Raw genomic sequence first — 20053 nt, 5'->3', positions numbered from 1 at the left:
TATAAACAATAGTAATATTTTATTTTAAGTTAATGATAAATAATATTAATTTAAAATTGATATCTAATGATATAATATAAAGGGAAGTATTAAAATGTAAAAATCATATATGAACTAGGAGACATTTTATGAGGAGAAAGAGTGATATAAAAATAATAGATTTTATATTAATACAAGTAATATCATTTTTAATAGTACTAACCTTTAATTATAAGTATATAGGTATTCTTATGAATCTATCTATATATGATGATAGAAATAAGGTATTTATTATTTGTACTCAGGTAATATCTATAATAATTTTATTATTATATTTAGGGATATCAATAGATGATATAAAAAAATCTTACATAGATTTCAAAGAAAAATTAGACATAAAAGAAATAATAGGACGATATATAAACTCCATTATGTTAAGCTTAGGAGTTACATTGCTATTAATATCTATAGCTATGTTAACTTATAAACCATATGAAAATAGCTTATTAACATCATCAGGTGATCCAATATATACAGGAAATATTATTATAATGATAGTAAGTGTAGCAATAATAGGACCAATATTAGAAGAAATAATATTTAGGAAAGTATTATTTATCAGTATATCTAAAAAATATAATTATAAAATTGGTATATTAATATCATCTATTTTATTCGGAATAGGTCATAGCATAGATAAATCTATACTTGCAAGTTTGTTTGGAGGGGTGCTTTGTATATTATATATAAAATATGAAAATATCTTAATTCCAATTTTTTTACATATTATAAATAACTCAATGTCTATAGTTTTAAAGTTACCACAAGAATCTAAGATAAATAAAAATATAGATATGACTACATCAACAATACATATGTACTTGATTTTAGGATTGGTCATAACGACACTTTCTGTATACTACTACATAAGATTTATAAATCTAAATAAAAAATATATTAAATAATAATAGTGCTAATATATATGAAGATTATAAAATATCTTTAGAAAAAGACTATATAAAAAGGAGATTATCTAATGTAGAAAAAGGGAATAAATAACGTATACATTTTATAAGGAGTGATAAGTTTGATAAAAAAGGCAACTTTTGCAGGTGGATGTTTTTGGTGTATGGTAAAACCTTTTGATAAATATGATGGAGTACTTAAAGTTGTATCAGGATATACTGGAGGACACACGAAAAATCCTACATATGAAGAAGTTTGTAGTGATAAAACAGGCCACATAGAGGCTATAGAAGTTACTTATGATGATGAAGTAATAAGTTATGATGAACTTTTAGATATATATTGGAAACAAATAGACCCAACAGATAGTTATGGTCAATTTAATGATAGAGGAGAAAAATATAAAACTGTAATATTTTATCATGATAAAGAGCAAAAAGAGATTGCTACTAGATCAAAGAAAAAACTAGAAAATAGTAAGGTATTTGATTCTGAAATAGTTACAGAGATAAGAGAAGCTACTAAATTTTACGAAGCGGAAGACTATCATCAAGATTATTATAAGAAAAATCCAAATCATTACTATATGTATTATGTAGGATCAGGTAGATATAAGTTTATAAAGGAAAATTGGGATAAAAATAATTTTAATAGAGAAGAACTAAAAAAGAAACTAACTCCAATTCAATTTGAAGTAACACAAAATGATAAGACTGAACCTGCATTTAAAAATAAGTATTTTGATAATAAAGAAGAAGGTATATATGTAGATATAGTAAGTGGTGAAGTTTTATTTTCATCAAAAGATAAATTTGATTCAGGATGTGGATGGCCAAGTTTTACAAATCCAGTAAATAAAAATTCTATAATGGAAAAAAGTGATTTTTCTCATGGTATGTTCAGAACAGAAGTTAGAAGTAGCAAGGCCAATTCTCACTTAGGTCATGTATTTGATGATGGCCCTAAAGAAAAAGGTGGTCTTAGATACTGCATAAATTCAGCATCCTTAAACTTTATACCTAAAGAGAAAATGAAAGAAGAAGGATATGAAGACTATTTAAGTTTGTTTGAATAAGAGTCTTAGGTAATAAGGATTTTAAATTACAACAAAATTAAATATTAACTAAACTTTTTATAAACAAGAAATTTTATAAAGACATAAGACTAATATAAAAAATACCCTAGTAAGCTAGGGTATTTTTTACCATTTTTTAGACCAATCGCAGTAATGGTATTCATCTTTCCATATAAAATCAGTTGTTATTTTAAAATTACCATAATATTCAAATGAATTATAATAGATGTTAACAACGCTAAATTTAGTAGATAAATCCTTATCAATTATTACATTATACCCATCTACTTTAAATATATTATCATTTTCTTTTGCCTCATCCAGAGCCAAGTCAAATATAGGTCCATGTCATGCAATTTCTTTTAAATAAAGTCTTATATTTTTTAAATCAACATTATACTCTATAAATAAATTATCTAACGCATTTTTTGCTAAATCGGTTATATTTATAATCATAAGCCCTCCTAAAATTAATTTATTATGAATTATTATATCTTAGTTAATATAATATTATTGTTTTTATCGTCATATTTTATAGTATAATGACTTAATATTATAAGTATTTGATGTAAACCTACACTAGAAATTATACCCATAGAATTTAAGAATGAAACGTTTCCTATTTCAGATATTATTGGTGCAAAACCTATAAATCCTAAAAATGCCGAATCATCTATATTATTTTCTAGGGTATATTTGCATCTATTTCGTTGTGCATGCGTTATATTAATATTGTTAAGCAACTTTAAAGAATTTACAATTTTAAAATTACTAACTACAATTTTATTTTCGCTATCGTTAAGGGCTATATCTAGATCTTTTTTTGATGAAACTATTTTCATAAAGCACAATCCTTTCTAAAAGTTTATAATTATTATATAATGTTGTATAAGTGATATACAATAAATTTACAAAATATATGGCAAGGAGTAAAGGGTATGATAAAATTAATCGGTTCAGATATGGATGGGACACTACTTGACTCAAATAAATGTGTTGATAAAGAATTTTATGAAGTTTTAGAACAACTTAATTCTAATAACATACTATTTGCAGCAGTAAGTGGTAGGGAAATACAGTCTTTAACTAATATATTTAAGAAAGAAATAATAGATAATATAATACTTGCACCTAACAATGGAAATTTAGTTGTCTATAAGGGCGAAGTTTTATATGAAAATTATATAGATAAGAAAAAATTAAAAAGTATATCAAACATTATAAGAAAATATGCTAATCATAATACTATATTTTGTGGAAAAGAAAAAACATATAGTGAAAGTTTAAAGGTTAAGATAGCTTGTAAAGCATGGAATACAGATGTTGAGGTTGTAGAAGATATAACCAAGATAAATGATAGTATAATGAAGGTTAGTGTTTTTGCAGATGAAAATATAATAAAAGACGTGTTAACAAATATTAAAGATTATAAGAAAGATTTAAGTATATCTATGTCTGGGCCTAATAGTCTAGATATATGTGAATCTAATGGAAATAAAAAGCAAGCTATAAAAGTAATACAAAAAAAATTTAATATATCATATGAAGAAACTATGGTATTTGGAGATCATATGAATGATTTAGAGATGATGGAATCGGCTTACTATAGTTTTGCAATGGGAAACGCAGAGGATAAAATAAAAGAAAAAGCAAGGTTTGTAACAAAAACCAATGATGAAAATGGAGTTATAGAAGCTATAAAAGAATTAGCTATAGGAAATGAAGCTTTTGCTTAATATTTAAATTTAAAGGTCATTCTAAAAAATATTTAGAATGACTTTTTTTATTAAAAATAGTAAATATATTTTAAGTTAAATAAAATCGAACTTACTTTTTAAATGGAAAATAAACGTTAGTATATATAACGAATTTTATTGTCTAGAATGGCTAAAATATGGTATAATTAATCAAAACTAATACAAATTGGGGAGGAAATATGTTTACACTTACAGACATTGTTCAACCGACAACAATAGAAGAAGCATATGCCATATTAATGAAAAGAAAAAATAATCAGATAATAGGTGGAAGTGCTTTTTTAAGGATGGGTAAAAAAAGAATAGGCACAGGAATAGAGTTATCTAATTTAAATCTAGATTATATAAAAGAAGATGAAGATTATGTTGAAATAGGTGCTATGACAACATTTAGAGAATTAGAAACTAGTGATATAATAAAAAATAACTTTGGTGATATTTTAAACCACAGTGTAAGAGATATAATAGGAGTTCAATTTAGAAGTGTTGTAACTGTAGGTGCTACAGTATTTTCTAAGTATGGATTTTCTGATTTAATAATAGCTCTACTTTGTTTAGATACTGAAATAGAGACTTTTAGTAAAGGAAGAATGACTTTAGATAAATTTTTAGATAAAGGTTATGAAAAAGATTTATTAACTAAGATATACATAAAAAAGAATAATAAAAAAGCATCATATAAATCTTTAAGAAATGCTAAAAGTGACTATCCAATAGTAAATGTAGCAGTATCAAAATTAGATAATACATTTAAAATATGTATAGGAGCTAGACCTCAAGTTGCAAAAGAAGCAAAAAATGCAAGTGAGTTTTTATCGAACAATAATATAACTGATGAAAATATAGATAAGGCTGTACAAATAGCAGTTGATGAATTATCTTTTGGAACTAATATGAAAGCATCTAAAGAATATAGATATGCTATGGCTAGGGTACTTATAAAAAGAGCTATAATGGAGGTTATATAATGTTAGTAGAACTTAAAGTAAATGGTAAAAAAAGAAAAGTTGACATAGAATGTGAAGAGTATTTAGTAGACACTTTAAGAAAATTAGGGAACTTAAGTGTAAAAAGAGGCTGTGATACAGGATGCTGTGGCTTATGTTCTATATGGATAGATAAAAAGCCAGTACTATCTTGTGCAACTTTAACAGTTAGAGCTATAAATAAAGAGATAACAACAATAGAAGGATTAGAAAAGGAAGCTAGTGACTTTGCTAAGATATTAGTTAGTGAAGGTTCTGAACAATGTGGATTTTGTTCACCAGGATTTATAATGACAGTAATAGCAATGAAAGAAGAATTAAACAATCCTACAGAAGAGGATATAATACACTACTTAACTGGAAATCTATGTAGATGTACAGGGTATATGGGACAGCTAAGAGCAGTTAAAACTTATCTGGGGGTAAATTAAATGAAGATAATAGGTAAAAGTATAGGTAAAATAGACGGAATGGCAATAGCTACAGGAAAACCAGTATATACAGACGATTTAGCATCAAAAGATGCTTTAGTTGTAAAAATACTAAGAAGCCCGTATGCATATGCGAAAATAAAAAATATAGACACTAAAAGAGCTTTATTAGTAGATGGAGTGGAATGTGTACTTACATATAAAGATGTACCAGATACTAGGTTTACACTAGCAGGTCAATCTTACCCAGAGCCATCGCCATATGATAGATTAATACTTGAAGATACTGTTAGATATGTAGGAGATGAAGTTGCAATAGTTGCTGCTAAGGATGAAAAAACAGCAGTTAAAGCTATGAATATGATAAAAGTAGAATATGAAGTACTAGAACCAGTACTTGATTTTGAAAAGGCAACTGAAACTAATATATTAGTTCATGATGAAGAGAGACATTGCAACTTTGATATAGGTATGATTAGAGAGAAAAATATAGTATCAACTCATAATTATACTAAAGGAGATGTAGAAAAAACTTTAAATGAATGTGACGTAGTTATAGAAGAAACATATTATACTCAATCACAACTTCATTCTATGATGGAAACTTATAGATCTTATAATTACCTAGATCATATGGGAAGATTGGTAGTAGTAAGTTCTACACAAATACCATTTCATGTTAGGCGACATCTATCGAGAGCTTTAAACATATCATCTAGTAAGATAAGAGTTATAAAACCAAGAATAGGTGGTGGTTTTGGAGGTAAGCAAACTGCTTGTGTTGAAATATTTAGTGCAATAGTTACACTTAAAACTGGAAAACCAGCCAAAATACTTTATGACAGAAAAGAAACTCAAAATTGTTCAACTAGTAGACATGCTATGAAATTAAATGTTAAAATAGGTGCCACTAAAGATGGAATAATAAAAGTTATAGATATAGATGCATTATCTGATACTGGTGCTTATGGAGAACATGCATCAACTACATTTGGATTAGTAGGTGAAAAAACTATGCCAATGTACAATAAATTAGAAGCATCTAGATTTAAAGGGCATGTAGTATATACTAATAAAATGCCAGCAGGAGCATTTAGAGGATATGGTGCTACTCAAGGATGTTTTGCAGTAGAGTCTACTATAAATAAATTAGCAAAAGAGATAAATATGGACCCAACTGAACTTAGGCTTAAAAATATAGTAAATGAAGGAGAAATTTCATTTGCATATGATAAGACTTTAAATTCAGTAGATCTAAAAGAGTGTATAGAAAAAGGGAAAAATCTTATAAAATGGAATGAAAAATACCCATCTAAAGACTTAGGAAATGGAAAAGTTAGAAGTGTTGGTATGGCACTTACTATGCAAGGTTCTGGAATTGCAGGGATAGATACAGCAAGTGCTGAAATAAGATTAAACGATGACGGAAATTATACATTACTAGTAGGCTCAACGGATATGGGTACGGGAAGTGACACTATACTTTCTCAAATGGCTTGTGAAATACTTGAAACTACCATGGATAAAATAACTGTAATAGCAGCAGATACAGATGTAGTTCCATATGATCCAGGTTCATATGCATCATCTACAACATATGTAACAGGTATGGCAGTAGTAAAAGCTGCTAATGAACTTAGAAATAAAATAATGAGTTTAGGAGCAACTAGACTTGGTGTAGATAAAGAAGATGTAGAGTTTGATGGGGAAAAAGTATTTACAGAAAATAAGTCTATATTAGTATTTGATATAGCTGTTGACTGTACCGTAGGGCCTGAAAAAAATCAATTAGTGGGATGTGCATCTCATGGTAGCCCTGTTTCACCTCCTCCATTTATAGCAGGATTTGTAGAAACTGAAATAGATAAAGAAACCGGTAAAGTTGATGTAATAGATTATGTAGCAGTAGTAGACTGTGGAACTGTTATAAATAAAAATCTTGCTAAAGTTCAAGTTGAAGGTGGAATAGTACAAGGTATAGGACTTGGATTATTTGAAGAAATAAGATATACAGATAAAGGTAAAATGGATACTAATACGTTTATGCAATATAAAATACCAGCTAGATGTGATGTAGGTAATATAATAGTTGATTTTGTAGAAACTCATGAACCAACAGGTCCATTTGGAGCTAAGTCTGTTGGAGAAGTTGTTGTAAATACTCCAGCACCGGCTATACAAGACGCTATATACAATGGCGTAGGTGTTAGAATAAATGATTTACCAATGACTCCAGAAAAAATATTTATGGCTATGAATAAATAATGATAAAAGGTATAGTATACAAATTTGTATACTATACCTTTTATAATATTTAAAAGTTATTTACTTAAATAAAAATGAAAAATATGTAATTCACAAAATGTTATTAATAAATAATAAGTGCCTAAAATTATATTATTTTGTATAGTAAGCAATACCTATACTTCCAGGCCCAACATGAATCCCTATAATAGGTCCTATAGACTGTATTTTAACAGGAATATTTAACTTAGATTCTAAAGTTTTAGCAAGTTTTAAACCGTCATCTTCACAATTTATATGATGGACTATAACATCTCCAAGTCCATTTTTTTCGATATCTTCAAATACAGCATCAGCAATCGTATTAATTGCTTTTTTTCTAGTTCTAACTTTGGTATATACTCCCGTTATACCATCTCTAACAGTAAGAATTGGTTTTATTTGAAGTAAAGTACCTAAAAGAGCAGAAGCTGAACCTATTCTACCGCCTTTTTTTAAATAATCTAGTGTTTCTGGTGTAAATAAGAAATTGCTTTTATCAAGTGTATGATTTACTATATCAACTATTTCGTCTTTGGATTTTCCTTCTAAAGATGCTTTAGCACCTTCAATAGCTGCAAACCCCATTTGCATACAAGTAGTATTAGAATCTATTATTGTAATATCTGCATTTGGGTAATTTTCAATCGTCATATTCTTTATTAAGTTAGCATTTGAAAAAGTCCCGCTTAGTTTAGAAGATAAGAATATTCCTACAATAGAATCTCCATTTTTTACTATTTTCTCAAATGTATCTAACATTTCTTCTGGAAATGGTTGAGATGATTTAGGGATTTCCTCACATTTTTCCATATCATCATAAAAGACTTTGTTATCTACATCTAACTCACGTATACTGTCATTATCCATAACTACATTTAATGAGACTATAGATATGTCATATTTTTGTATGTACTCCTTAGGTATGTAAGAAGTACTATCGGTAACTATTTTTACAGCCATATATGTATATCTCTCCTTTTTTATATGAACAATATTATAATAAATATATTATAATTTGGTAATAGAATATTAAATAATTACTCTATAATAGAATTATATACTAAATTTGTAACTAAGTAAAATATATAGTTTTTGAGTTCAGTCATATAAAATAATATTAATTTGATTTCGAATATAATTTAAAGTATAATCAATAAAGTAAAGGAATAAGTACGAGTATTAGGAGTTGGTATTATGTCTAAAATTTATGAAAAAATGTATGAGGTAACGTATAGAGATACGAATATAAGAGGTGAATGTAATTTTTCGTCATATATGGATTTTATGTCAGATGCAGCATTTAGTCAAGATATTAGCTTAGGAGCATCAATTTCTGATTTTAAAGAAAGTGATTCTGCTTGGGTTATATTTAATTATGATATAAAAGTATATAGTAAAGCTAATTATAAAGAAAAGCTTAAAGTTGTAACATATATAAAAGCATTTAGAAAATTTTATGCACTAAGAAGTTTTAAAATATATAATGAAAAAGAAGAACTAATATTAAGTGGAGAAACCTTAGCATTTTATATAGATATAAAAAAAGGTAAACCTTGTAGTATACCAAGCATCTATTATGATAGATATGAAGTAAAAGATGATAGAAGCATTAAAATAAATAAGTTAAAAATGAAAAGGCCATCTAGAATAGATATATCTAAAAATTTTGATATAAGATACTCTGATATTGATATAAATATACATGTGGGTAATTCTCATTATGTAATGTGGATAATAGACTCAATGCCTTTAGAAGTAGTTAAAAATTATAGAGTAAGTGAGCTTTTAGTAGCCTATGAAAAACAGCTTAAATATAATAATGAAGTAATGGTAGAAAGTCAGATAGAATACGAAGATGATTATATAATAGCAATACATCAAATAATTGATGAAAATAAAAATGAAATATCACTTCTTCAAAGTAAATGGGAAAAAATAGTCTAAGTTTATATAAACTTAGACTATTTTTTATGTATACATTAAATTATAATCCTTTAGTAATTACTAGTATTTTATTTAAATATATGAAAATAATAGATATATAAATATTGATGATAATAGATAGCTACATAAAAATTATAATTTAAAAAAAATAGTAAATAAGAGGTGAATTTATGATAAGAGATAGAAGGGTTAATGAACCTATAGTTGCAATAACTAAGGCAATGACAGAATCTAAATCATTAGAAAAAGCTTTAGATTTATTGCCAATAGATAAAATTATAAAAAAAGGAGACGTAGTAGTTATAAATCCCAACTGGGTAAAAGATAGCAAACCAAAAGATGCAGGAATTGTAGGTCCTAAAACTTTAAAAAAACTTATACAGTATATAAAAGAAAAAGAGCCTAGTAAAATATATATAGCAACAGGATCTGGAAGTAAAAAGACTACAGAGATTATGAAAAATGTAGGATATGACAAAATAATAGAGGAAGAAAAAGTAGGCTTTATTGATATGAATTATGGTCCATATATAGATTTAAAATTAAAGCATGACATAATAAAGTCAACTCCTATAAATGAAATAGTAAATAAAGCAGATGTAATAATATCATTTACTCAGTTAAAGCATCATGAAGAAGCAACAGTAACAAGCGCTATAAAAAATATAGCAATGGGATGGCCACCAGCGGAAATCCATGGATATCCAAAAAAAAATACAGGAATTCATGAGGATTTGCATGGATTCATAAGAGCTATGGCAAATGAAATACCTATAGACTTAAGTATAATAAGCTGTGATAAAGCTATGGTAGGGACAGGACCTCATAATGGAATGGCAGTGGATACACCAGGACTTATTATAGCATCCACAGACCCATTAGCAGCAGATTGTATAGGTGCGAGGCTTCTAGGTTTTTTACCACAAGCAGTATGTTATCTTTATGGATTAGATAAAGATAATATAGGAGAATCTGACCCTAAGAATATGGAAATAAAAGGACTAAGCTTAGAAGAAGCAGAAAAGATATTTAGCAAGTGTGCATATGGAGATAGTGAAGTAAGGGTTGATAAAGAAAAGTTAAAAGATATACATGGTAGATAGGTATATAAATTGGTAATGTTTTATAAGAATTTTAAATTATAGAAGTGAAATAATATATATAGAAATAAAACCAAAGGATGTGGCAACATGACTAACCAAAAAAAACATAGTACTAGAAGAATGCAAGATTATGAAAAGGAAAAATTAGAAATAGCACATGAATTAGGTATAAATGGAGCTAATGAAACTGAAGTAAATGCTAAGATGGCATCAGAAAATGAAGCTATTTATAGTAGCAAAACTAGAACTAAAAAGAGTAATTTAAACGATGAACAAAAAACAGCAAGAGAAAAAAATTACTACAGAGAGTAATTTAGAAAAAGGCTATAATGCATAAATTATAGCCTTTTTATTTTTTGTTATTGTATTTTTTTATGTATTTTTTCTTGATTTTTTTTATTCTCTTTCTTGGGGTGCTTCTTAAAAATACCTCATTAATTTCATCACCTTCTACTTTATCATTTAATTCTTTAAATTCTTTATTGGTTTCTTTACATATTATTCTACTTTCAGAAAGTAAAGATAATTGTTCTCCTAAAACTATAAAAAATGTACCAAGAAGTGCTAATTCTTCATCGTTTTCTATTTCTTGACCTATGATTGCTGCCAATATAGTAACTAGTATGAGGTTTTGATTAGAAAATGAATTACAATTATTTATTAATAAGTTACAGTTATTAAAACCTTTATTTCTAGGCATAAAACCTCCAATTATAAATATTAATATTTATAATATGTATCTTCATGAAAATTGTTACAACAAATTTATGTATAAATAAATCTTTGTAAAATATAAATTATGTATAGAAAAAATCAATATATGTAGTTATTGGTATATAAAATTACAATATATATATTTATAAGAATTTTGCACTGTTTATGCTAAAATATTTAAGAATGACTTTAAAAATTTAAATATTATTATGAATTATATTATAAATGGTCATAATGTCATAAAAAATATATAAATAGGACATAGTAGGTGATAAAAATAGATAATAAATTAAAAAATATATCAGTAAAAATAGGTGTATCGTTATTAGTAATAGGTATATATTTATTTATACCGCAGATAAATAAAGGTATAAATCAGATGATGTTTTATTTAAGTATGCTAAACATAGATGCTATAAAAGAATATATATTATCTTTTGGTATATTAGCACCTATAATATCTTTTTTACTTATGATACTTCAATCAGTGGCAGCACCACTTCCAGCATTTTTAATAACTTTTGCTAATGCGGCTTTATTTGGGTGGGTAAAAGGAGCAATGCTTTCATGGACTAGTTCAATGGTAGGAGCAGCATTATGCTTTTATATAGCAAGATTTTTAGGTAGAGATGTAGTTATAAAGCTTACAAGCAAATATGCATTAGATAACATAGATAACTTCTTTGACAAGTACGGAAAACATACAATATTAATAGCTAGATTACTACCATTTATATCTTTTGACCTTGTTAGCTACGCAGCAGGTCTTACTTCAATGAAGTTTAGTTCATTTTTTATAGCAACAGGCATAGGACAGCTTCCTGCAACTATAATATATTCTTATGTTGGAGATATGTTAACAGGTTCCTTAAAATTTGTAGTAACAGGCCTTATGATATTATTTGCATTAAGTATACTTGGATATATGCTTAAAAAGATTTACAATGAAAAAAATAGTAATTTAAATAAATCTTTAAAAGAAAAATAATGTGGATTGGCTAAGCCAATCCATATTGTTTTGTAAATTATATAAAAAATTATTTTAAAATAAGTTTAAGGAAGGTGATAAAATGAGTAAACTACCATATAAAATACATCAAATTAGCAGCAATAATAAATTATTTAGAAAAACTTTTATAGATGAAGATGCTGATGTATTATTTATGCCAGGGTGTAGTTTGAGTGGGTATGATGAAAAGATTATACTAAATATATATAATTATTTAAGAGGTCATATAAAAAATATAGGAATAACTTTTTCTTGTTGTTATAAACCAAGTATAATGATAAAAGATTATAAATCATTTGAAAAATACTATAAAAATTTAGATGAAACTCTAAATACTAACAATGTTAAAAAGGTTATAACGTCATGTCCTAATTGTTATAAAAGTTTAAGTGAAAATAGTAAAAATATAGAAGTATATTTTTTATTAGATGTCATAAGAGAATTTGGATTAGATAATAGGTTAATTGGATATTATAGTGATCTAAATATAGAATTTGCAATACATGATTCCTGCGCAATAAGAGGTGTTGAATCTATATATACAAGTGCTAGAGATATACTTAAAAGCTTAGGAATTAAATACACTGAATTTGAAAAAAATAGAAGTAGTTCTATGTGTTGTGGAGCTATATTTACAGACAATGAAAATAAGAAAAAACAACTTAAAAAAAGATGTTCTCAAACAAAAAGTGATTATACTATATGTTACTGTGAAACATGTGTTAAGTTTATGATAAATGGAGGGAAAAATTCAATTCATATATTAGACTTAATTTTTAATGAAGAATATTTAAACAAAGATAAGTTTACACAATATAATAAATCTAGTATAAATTCATGGATAAATAGATATAAACTAAATAATAGGAGAAAATATGAATAATAAGTTAAAAAAAATACTAGTCATAATAGGGATATTAGCTTTTGTAGTAATTACAAATAGATATATAGGTAATAATGTTGATATATATACAATAAAAGAATATGTAAAAACATTTGGTGTATTAGCTCCACTTATATATATAGTGATGTTTTCATTAGTACCTCTAACATTTTTTCCAGATTCAGTACTTGCAATATCAGCAGGTCTAATATTTGGATTTAGTAAGGGGTATATATATACAACAATAGGAGCTTTAATAGGTGCAAGTATAGCATTTTTTATAGCTAGGTATTTAGGAAAAGAAATAATTAAAAGAAAGTCAAGTGATAAGTTAGAAAAAATAGAAAGATTAATAGAAAAAAATGGATTTTATATAATATTTCTATTAAGGTTAATACCACTATTTCCATTTGATGTAATAAGCTATGGAGCAGGTATTACAAATGTAAAATATAAGGATTTTATACTAGCTACACTATTTGGAACTATTCCTGGTATAGCAGTATTTACAAATATAGGGGCTACTTCTTTAAATATAAAAAGTACTAGCTTTTATATTTCAATAGCTCTTTTAGTATTATTATTTACTGTATCAATATTTTTAAAAAATAAATTTCTAAAAGATAAATTAGAAGAAAAACATTAAATAGAAGGGAAATAATATGTTAGACACACATGCTAGAAAATATGTAAATCCATTTATAGAATTTGGAGCAAATATATTTATAAAAAGAAAAATTAGCGCAAATACTGTAACTACACTAGCTCTTATACTGGGGGTATTATCAGCAGTATTATTATATTTAGATAAAAATATACTAGCTGTAATGCTACTTTGGATATCTGGATACTTAGATGCAGTAGATGGAAGTATAGCTAGAAAAACAGACTCATCATCTAGTTTTGGAACAGTGTTAGATGTTACGTTTGATAGGATAGTAGAAATAGGTATAATATTTGTAAGTGCACTAAAATTTGAAGAGATAAGATTAAATATTATTGTATTATTAGCTTGTATATTAATATCAATGGTAATATTTTTAACAGTTGGTGCAGTTAGTGAAAAAAGCGGAATAAAATCATTTTATTATCAAGCAGGAGTAGCTGAAAGAAGTGAAGGATTTATAATGTTATCTCTTATGATGATTTTTGAAAGTTATTTAGGTATAGTAGTTAATATATTTTCGTTTATAGTTATAATAACAGCACTTCAAAGAATGATTGAAGCTAAAAACATATTAAAGTAATATTAAAATATTTGAAATAAAAAAATATATATTATATAATATCGTAAGTAACCTTAAAAAGACAGTTCGAAAGCCTCCTGTCTATAAAAAAAACTACGGTTAAAATAGGCATTTAATTAACTGCCATTAAAACTGTAGAATTTCTACGGTTTTTATTTTTTCCAAGTAGATTAGGCTATAAATAATAAGCACTTAGGAGAAAAAAGATGAGAAACAACACTAAAAAGATAGTTAAAACTGGAGTAGTAGCAGGTGTTTATGCAGCAGTTACTTTAGCTTTTGGTTTTATAAGTTATGGAACAATACAATTTAGAATAGCTGAGGTTATGACACTACTACCACTTATAAGTAAGGAATACATATTAGCTTTGACAATAGGATGTTTTTTAGCTAATGTAATAGGTCCTTATGGTGTTCTTGATATTATATTTGGAACTTTGGCAACATTTATAAGTGTATACTTAGTTTACTTAACAGGTAAAACAATGAAAGGAAAAAAAGGTTATGTACTAATCGCATCATTATGGCCAACAATAGTAAATGCTATAATAATAGGTATTATGCTAAATAAATTATTTGGTGTGCCTCTTATACTTTCAATGCTACAAGTAGGTTTTGGACAATTTGTAGTAATAACTATAATTGGTGTTCCATTATTTAAGATATTAGAAAATAAATATCTTAAACTATTAAAGTAATCTGATTAAGGAGATATTATGAATATAGAAGAAAAATTAGAAAAAGCTAAAATAATAGGTATAGGAAATGATGGAATAAATACATTAAATTCTATTAAATTTAAATTAGAAAATAATATGGATATAGAAGAAATATCTATAAATCAAGATGTAGATAAGGATTATGTTAGAGAATTATTAGATGGAGTAGACTTATTATTTTTAACTTATAATAGTGAAGATAAAAAGGCATTACAGATAGTCAATGCAATAGGATATATGGCAGATGAAAGAAGAATATTAAGTATAGGAATAGATTCTTCTAATAAAGAAAATAAAGACGAAGTAAATATAAATAGAGAATTTAAAGTAGATGAAGCTTCAATGGATAAATTTATAAATTTAGTAAATATGTTAGTTGAATCTATATCATATCAATGCATGATAAACTTAGACTTAACAGATTTAAAAGAAACTTTATGTACAGATGGTGGAATAAAATATTCTTATAAAGAGTTTGGTAAAGACATATCTAAAGAAGACATGGTAAGAAATTTACTAGAAAATGTAAGTGGATCACATAATGAACTTTTAAATAAAAAGCAAATAATATTTATTGAAATGGGATCTAATTATTGCAAAGAAGATGAAATGATATTTGTTGTAAATGATATATTAACTATTATAAAAGAAAAAAGCGAAAATTCTTGTGATAGCATTTTCTCATTGTATGTAAAAGAACAAACAAAAGATAAAATAAAAATAGGATTAGTATGTAATTAATCTGTATAAATCCATAGAATAATGTTATAATTATTCTATGGATTCTTTATTTTACATTAAAAAAATATTAAATAAAAGTTTATAAATATATAAAGTTAGGGTAGATATGAATTTAAAAGAAGCATTAAACTTAAGAGAACAAGAGATTATAACAGTAATAGGAGCTGGAGGAAAAACCTCACTTATAAATAAGTTGGCATCTAGCATTAATAGCAAAAAAATACTTATAAGCACAACAACAAAAATATATGTACCGCCAAAAGAATTATATGACAATATGTACATATTAGATAGTGCAAAATATAAAAAATGTGAAAAAGAAAGAGTCGTTATTGTTGGATCATATATAAATTTAGATAATAAGATAATAGGGCTAGATTTTTATGATTTAGATAAGATCAAAGGTGATTTTGATATTCTTTTAATAGAAGGTGATGGTTCTAAGAGAAAAAAGCTTAAAGGATGGAATATAAATGAGCCGGTAGTATATCCTAAAACCACGAAAGTTATAGGGGTATTAGATATAACTTCTTATGATATGTGTATAAACGATAAAAATATACATAGACTTAAAGAATTTGAAAAATTAACAAACACTAAAAATAAAGTAACTATAGAAAATATGGTTGATATAGTAATAAATAAAAATGGTATGTTTAAAAATATCAATTGTGAAAAAATATTATTAATTAATAAAGTAGAAACAAAAAAGCATTTAGATATAGCAAAAAATCTTATTAACAGTATTAATAAACATGAACATAATATAAAAATAATATATGGAAGTATATTAAATGATTTATTTTATTGTGTATAGAATATAAGATTTATTTTAATATCATAAATAATTAGTGTTTTATATTTGTATAAAAATAAACTTTTTAATAAATTAATAAGGATATAAAAAATGATAACAGCGATTATAATGGCATCAGGGCTATCAAAAAGAATGGGAGAAAATAAGCTCTTACTAAAATACAAAGATAAAACTATAATAGAATATGTATTTGATGAAATATCAAAAGTTGAATTTAAAGAAGTTATAGTTGTTAGTTCATATGATGAAATAAAGGATATTTCAAAAAAATACAACTATAAATATATAGAAAATAAAAAAAATTATATAGGTCAAAGTGAATCTATAAGATTAGGTATAAATAATAGCAAGCAATCCTTTGGATATATGTTTTTTGTAGGAGATCAACCTTTAATTGATAGCAAATATATAAATAAAATGATAGAAGAATTTAATGAAAATAAAGATTTTATAATAATTCCAAGATATAAAGATAGGAAAGGAAATCCTGTAATATTTCCAGAGTATAAAAGAGAGGAATTATTAAGTTTAAAAGAAGATGAAAAAGGTAAAAAAGTTATAACTAATTCATGTAAAATAAAATATGTAGATGTCAGTGAGTATATGTTATTTGATATTGACACAAAAAAAGACTATATACAATTAGGGGGAATATATGAAAAAGATTAAAACAGTAGATGCTATAGGACATATACTTTGTCATGATATAACAAAGATAATTCCAGGTGAATTTAAAGGAGTTGCTTTTAAAAAAGGTCATATAGTAAAAAAAGAAGATATAGAAGTTTTACTATCATTAGGTAAAGATCATCTATATGTTTGGGAAAAAAATGAAGATATGGTTCATGAAAATGATGGCGCTATATTTTTAAAAGATTTAACAGCAGGAGAAAATTTAGATTTTAGTGATATAAAAGAAGGTAAAATAGATTTTATATCAAATAAATATGGACTTTTAAAAATAGACGTAGATACATTATTAGAACTTAATATGATAGATGATATAATGTTATCTACCCTACATAATAATTTTATAGTAAATAAAGGAACTAAAGTAGCAGGAACAAGAGTGATTCCTTTACTAATAGATAAAAATAAGCTAACCGAAGCAAAAAATATAGTAGGTAATAAAAAAATAGTAAATGTAGTAGAGTTTAAACCTAAGAAGGTTGGTATAGTTACAACTGGAAATGAAGTATTTTATAAAAGAATAGTAGATAAATTTGGACCTGTTATAAAAGAAAAGGTTGAAAAGTTTGGGTGTGAAGTTATAGGTCAAGCTATATGTAAAGATGATACTATTATGATAAAAAATGCTATAGAAGATTTTATAAATCAAGGTGCAGAACTTATATGTTGCACAGGTGGTATGAGTGTAGATCCAGATGATGTAACACCTACTGCTATAAAAGAAAGTGGAGCAAGTATAATAACCTATGGTTCACCAATACTTCCTGGGGCAATGTTTTTATTAGCATATAAAGGTGATATACCTATAATGGGGATACCAGGATGTGCAATGTATAATAAAACAACAGTATTTGATGTTATTTTACCAAGAGTACTAGTAGATGAAAAATTAACTAAAAAAGATATAGCAATGTATGGGCATGGTGGACTTTGTATGAATTGCGATATTTGCACATATCCAGCCTGTAATTTTGCTAAGGTGTAGTACTCATCAGTTGACTAAATTAAATATTTATTATATTATAAAAATGTTATGTAATTTACGAAAATTAAAGAAAGAAAGGAATACACATTAATGTTACAAGTTACAAATGTTGGACTTAGATTTGGTGATAAAGAGTTATTCAAAGATGTTAACTTAAAATTCACTAAAGGAAATTGTTACGGGATAATAGGAGCTAATGGTGCAGGAAAATCAACTTTCCTTAAAATATTAGCTGGTGATATAGAGCCAAACACAGGAAGTGTTTCAATAACTGAAAAAGAAAGAATGTCAGTACTTAGACAGGACCACTTCAAATATGAAGAAGATACAGTTTTAGATGTAGTTATAATGGGACACGAAAGACTATACTCTATAATGAAAGAAAAAGATGCATTATACATGAAGCCTGATTTCACTGAAGAAGATGGTATAAAAGCTGCTGAACTTGAAGGTGAATTTGCCGAACTTGATGGATGGGATGCAGAGACTAATGCAGAGAGACTTTTAATGGGTCTTGGTATACCTAAAGAGGTACATTATAAGCAAATGAAAGAATTAACAGGTGGAGAAAAGGTTAAAGTATTACTTGCCCAAGCATTATTTGGTAAGCCTGAGATACTAATAATGGACGAACCTACAAACCACTTAGACTTCCAATCTATAAACTGGTTAAATGAGTTTATAATGGGACTTGAAGATTCTATCGTTATAGTTGTATCACATGATAGACACTTCTTAAATCAAATATGTACAAATATAGTTGACGTTGATTTTGGTAAGATACAAATGTATGTAGGTAACTACGATTTCTGGTATGAGTCAAGCCAATTAGCATTACAACTTGCTAAGGATCAAAATAAAAAGGCTGAAGAAAAAATAGCTCAACTTAAAGAGTTCATCGCAAGATTCAGTTCAAATGCTTCTAAAGCAAAGCAAGCAACATCTAGAAAAAAACAATTAGAAAAAATACAAGTTGAAGAAATACAACCATCAAGAAGAAGATATCCATATGTAGGATTTACACCTGAGAGAGAAATAGGAAATGAGGTTTTAGAAGTTGAAGGATTAACTAAAACTGTAGATGGTGTTAAAGTACTTGATAATGTATCATTTAGACTTGATAAAGATGATAAAGTAGCATTTATGGGTGACGAAATAGCTATAACTACATTATTCAATATAATAATGGGTGAAGATACTGCTGATAGTGGAACATTTAAGTGGGGAGTTACAACTTCTCAAAGTTACTTACCTAAAAATCACAATCAATACTTTGATGGTGTAGAATACTCATTAGTTGATTGGTTAAGACAATATTCTGAAGAAAAGAGTGAAAGTTTTATAAGAGGATTCTTAGGTAGAATGTTATTTAGTGGAGAAGAAGCTCTAAAGCAAGCTCAAGTTTTATCAGGAGGAGAAAAAGTTAGATGTATGTTATCAAAACTTATGTTAAGTAACGCTAACGTATTAGTTTTAGATGACCCAACTAACCACTTAGACCTTGAAAGTATAACTTCTGTAAATAAAGGACTTGAAAAGTTCCCAGGAGTATTAATATTTAATTCTCATGACCACGAAATGATACAAACTCTAGCAAATAGAATAATAGAAATAACTCCAGGTGGTGTTATGGATAGAAAAACTACGCTAGATGAATACTTAGAAAATAAAGACATACAAGCTCAATTAAAAACTATGTATGGTAAATAAATTAATACCCT

The 20053-nt window shown here is 26.4% G+C and carries 23 protein-coding genes; 19 read left to right on the top strand and 4 right to left on the bottom strand.

The window, feature by feature from the left end:
* Positions 1–128: 128 nt before the first annotated feature.
* Entirely contained in the window at positions 129–944 is an 816-nt protein-coding gene (locus tag I2H23_RS09780; RefSeq protein WP_092925344.1) for a CPBP family intramembrane glutamic endopeptidase, read from the top strand.
* Between the two features lie 122 nt (positions 945–1066).
* Positions 1067–2020 carry a peptide-methionine (S)-S-oxide reductase MsrA gene (msrA, locus tag I2H23_RS09775; RefSeq protein WP_195581575.1) on the top strand — a complete coding sequence of 318 codons (954 nt, stop codon included), beginning with the start codon at positions 1067–1069 and terminating at the stop codon, positions 2018–2020.
* A 126-nt stretch (positions 2021–2146) separates the two neighbouring features.
* Here msrA and I2H23_RS09770 read toward each other — a convergent pair whose 3' ends face one another.
* Together I2H23_RS09770 and I2H23_RS09765 are read right to left on the bottom strand one after the other, a co-directional pair.
* A complete protein-coding gene (locus tag I2H23_RS09770) occupies positions 2147–2350 on the bottom strand; it encodes a hypothetical protein (RefSeq protein WP_092925346.1) in 204 nt (67 codons plus the stop codon).
* A gap of 158 nt (positions 2351–2508) precedes the next feature.
* Positions 2509–2862, bottom strand: a complete 354-nt coding sequence (locus I2H23_RS09765) for a hypothetical protein (RefSeq protein ID WP_166505583.1) — start codon at positions 2860–2862, stop codon at positions 2509–2511.
* Positions 2863–2958: 96 nt separating this feature from the next.
* Between I2H23_RS09765 and I2H23_RS09760 the strand changes: the two genes are divergently transcribed.
* The 4 genes from I2H23_RS09760 (at position 2959) to I2H23_RS09745 (ending at position 7459) form a co-directional block, all read left to right on the top strand.
* Positions 2959–3756 carry an HAD family hydrolase gene (locus tag I2H23_RS09760; protein ID WP_092925350.1) on the top strand — a complete coding sequence of 266 codons (798 nt, stop codon included), beginning with the start codon at positions 2959–2961 and terminating at the stop codon, positions 3754–3756.
* Between the two features lie 200 nt (positions 3757–3956).
* Complete coding sequence (locus tag I2H23_RS09755) at positions 3957–4745, top strand: FAD binding domain-containing protein (RefSeq protein WP_092925352.1); 789 nt, start codon at positions 3957–3959, stop codon at positions 4743–4745.
* Entirely contained in the window at positions 4745–5194 is a 450-nt protein-coding gene (locus I2H23_RS09750) for a (2Fe-2S)-binding protein (RefSeq protein ID WP_092925355.1), read from the top strand. Before I2H23_RS09755 ends, I2H23_RS09750 begins: the two co-directional genes overlap by 1 nt.
* A complete protein-coding gene (locus I2H23_RS09745) occupies positions 5195–7459 on the top strand; it encodes a xanthine dehydrogenase family protein molybdopterin-binding subunit (protein ID WP_195581574.1) in 2265 nt (754 codons plus the stop codon).
* Positions 7460–7591: 132 nt separating this feature from the next.
* On the opposite strand, the gene I2H23_RS09740 is transcribed toward I2H23_RS09745, so the two are convergent.
* Positions 7592–8440: a DegV family protein gene (locus I2H23_RS09740; RefSeq protein ID WP_195581573.1), complete on the bottom strand. Its 849-nt coding sequence runs from the start codon at positions 8438–8440 to the stop codon at positions 7592–7594.
* Between the two features lie 234 nt (positions 8441–8674).
* Here I2H23_RS09740 and I2H23_RS09735 point away from each other — a divergent pair, with 234 nt between their 5' ends.
* The 3 genes from I2H23_RS09735 (at position 8675) to I2H23_RS09725 (ending at position 10839) form a co-directional block, all read left to right on the top strand.
* A complete protein-coding gene (locus I2H23_RS09735) occupies positions 8675–9424 on the top strand; it encodes an acyl-[acyl-carrier-protein] thioesterase (protein WP_195581572.1) in 750 nt (249 codons plus the stop codon).
* 170 nt (positions 9425–9594) lie between these two features.
* Positions 9595–10527, top strand: a complete 933-nt coding sequence (locus I2H23_RS09730) for a DUF362 domain-containing protein (protein ID WP_195581571.1) — start codon at positions 9595–9597, stop codon at positions 10525–10527.
* Between the two features lie 87 nt (positions 10528–10614).
* On the top strand, positions 10615–10839 hold the full coding sequence (locus I2H23_RS09725) for a hypothetical protein (protein ID WP_195581570.1): 225 nt from the start codon (positions 10615–10617) through the stop codon (positions 10837–10839).
* A 37-nt stretch (positions 10840–10876) separates the two neighbouring features.
* On the opposite strand, the gene I2H23_RS09720 is transcribed toward I2H23_RS09725, so the two are convergent.
* Complete coding sequence (locus I2H23_RS09720) at positions 10877–11227, bottom strand: hypothetical protein (protein ID WP_195581569.1); 351 nt, start codon at positions 11225–11227, stop codon at positions 10877–10879.
* 282 nt (positions 11228–11509) lie between these two features.
* Between I2H23_RS09720 and I2H23_RS09715 the strand changes: the two genes are divergently transcribed.
* From I2H23_RS09715 to I2H23_RS09670, 10 genes are all read left to right on the top strand, one after another.
* Positions 11510–12229, top strand: coding sequence for a TVP38/TMEM64 family protein (locus I2H23_RS09715; protein ID WP_330615409.1), 720 nt, complete (start codon positions 11510–11512; stop codon positions 12227–12229).
* 82 nt (positions 12230–12311) lie between these two features.
* The gene (locus I2H23_RS09710; RefSeq protein WP_092925368.1) at positions 12312–13133 is read left to right on the top strand and encodes a (Fe-S)-binding protein; all 822 of its coding nucleotides are present in this window, start codon (positions 12312–12314) and stop codon (positions 13131–13133) included.
* On the top strand, positions 13126–13779 hold the full coding sequence (locus tag I2H23_RS09705; RefSeq protein WP_166505576.1) for a TVP38/TMEM64 family protein: 654 nt from the start codon (positions 13126–13128) through the stop codon (positions 13777–13779). Before I2H23_RS09710 ends, I2H23_RS09705 begins: the two co-directional genes overlap by 8 nt.
* A gap of 16 nt (positions 13780–13795) precedes the next feature.
* Positions 13796–14380 carry a CDP-alcohol phosphatidyltransferase family protein gene (locus tag I2H23_RS09700; RefSeq protein ID WP_092925370.1) on the top strand — a complete coding sequence of 195 codons (585 nt, stop codon included), beginning with the start codon at positions 13796–13798 and terminating at the stop codon, positions 14378–14380.
* Between the two features lie 206 nt (positions 14381–14586).
* The gene (locus I2H23_RS09695; protein WP_195581568.1) at positions 14587–15078 is read left to right on the top strand and encodes a QueT transporter family protein; all 492 of its coding nucleotides are present in this window, start codon (positions 14587–14589) and stop codon (positions 15076–15078) included.
* A gap of 18 nt (positions 15079–15096) precedes the next feature.
* A complete protein-coding gene (locus tag I2H23_RS09690) occupies positions 15097–15840 on the top strand; it encodes a cell division protein (protein WP_207733574.1) in 744 nt (247 codons plus the stop codon).
* 106 nt (positions 15841–15946) lie between these two features.
* On the top strand, positions 15947–16657 hold the full coding sequence (gene yqeC / locus I2H23_RS09685; RefSeq protein WP_195581567.1) for a selenium cofactor biosynthesis protein YqeC: 711 nt from the start codon (positions 15947–15949) through the stop codon (positions 16655–16657).
* 90 nt (positions 16658–16747) lie between these two features.
* On the top strand, positions 16748–17326 hold the full coding sequence (gene mocA / locus I2H23_RS09680) for a molybdenum cofactor cytidylyltransferase (protein WP_092925376.1): 579 nt from the start codon (positions 16748–16750) through the stop codon (positions 17324–17326).
* Positions 17313–18332, top strand: coding sequence for a molybdopterin-binding protein (locus tag I2H23_RS09675; protein WP_092925378.1), 1020 nt, complete (start codon positions 17313–17315; stop codon positions 18330–18332). Before mocA ends, I2H23_RS09675 begins: the two co-directional genes overlap by 14 nt.
* Positions 18333–18422: 90 nt before the next feature.
* Positions 18423–20042 carry an ABC-F family ATP-binding cassette domain-containing protein gene (locus tag I2H23_RS09670; protein WP_166505574.1) on the top strand — a complete coding sequence of 540 codons (1620 nt, stop codon included), beginning with the start codon at positions 18423–18425 and terminating at the stop codon, positions 20040–20042.
* Positions 20043–20053 lie beyond the last annotated feature (11 nt).

Origin of the sequence: Romboutsia sp. BSD2780061687b_171204_C1, assembly GCF_015560225.1 — a bacterium.
Lineage (GTDB): Bacteria > Bacillota > Clostridia > Peptostreptococcales > Peptostreptococcaceae > Romboutsia_C > Romboutsia_C hominis.
This window is presented reverse-complemented; position numbering and strand designations above follow the sequence as displayed.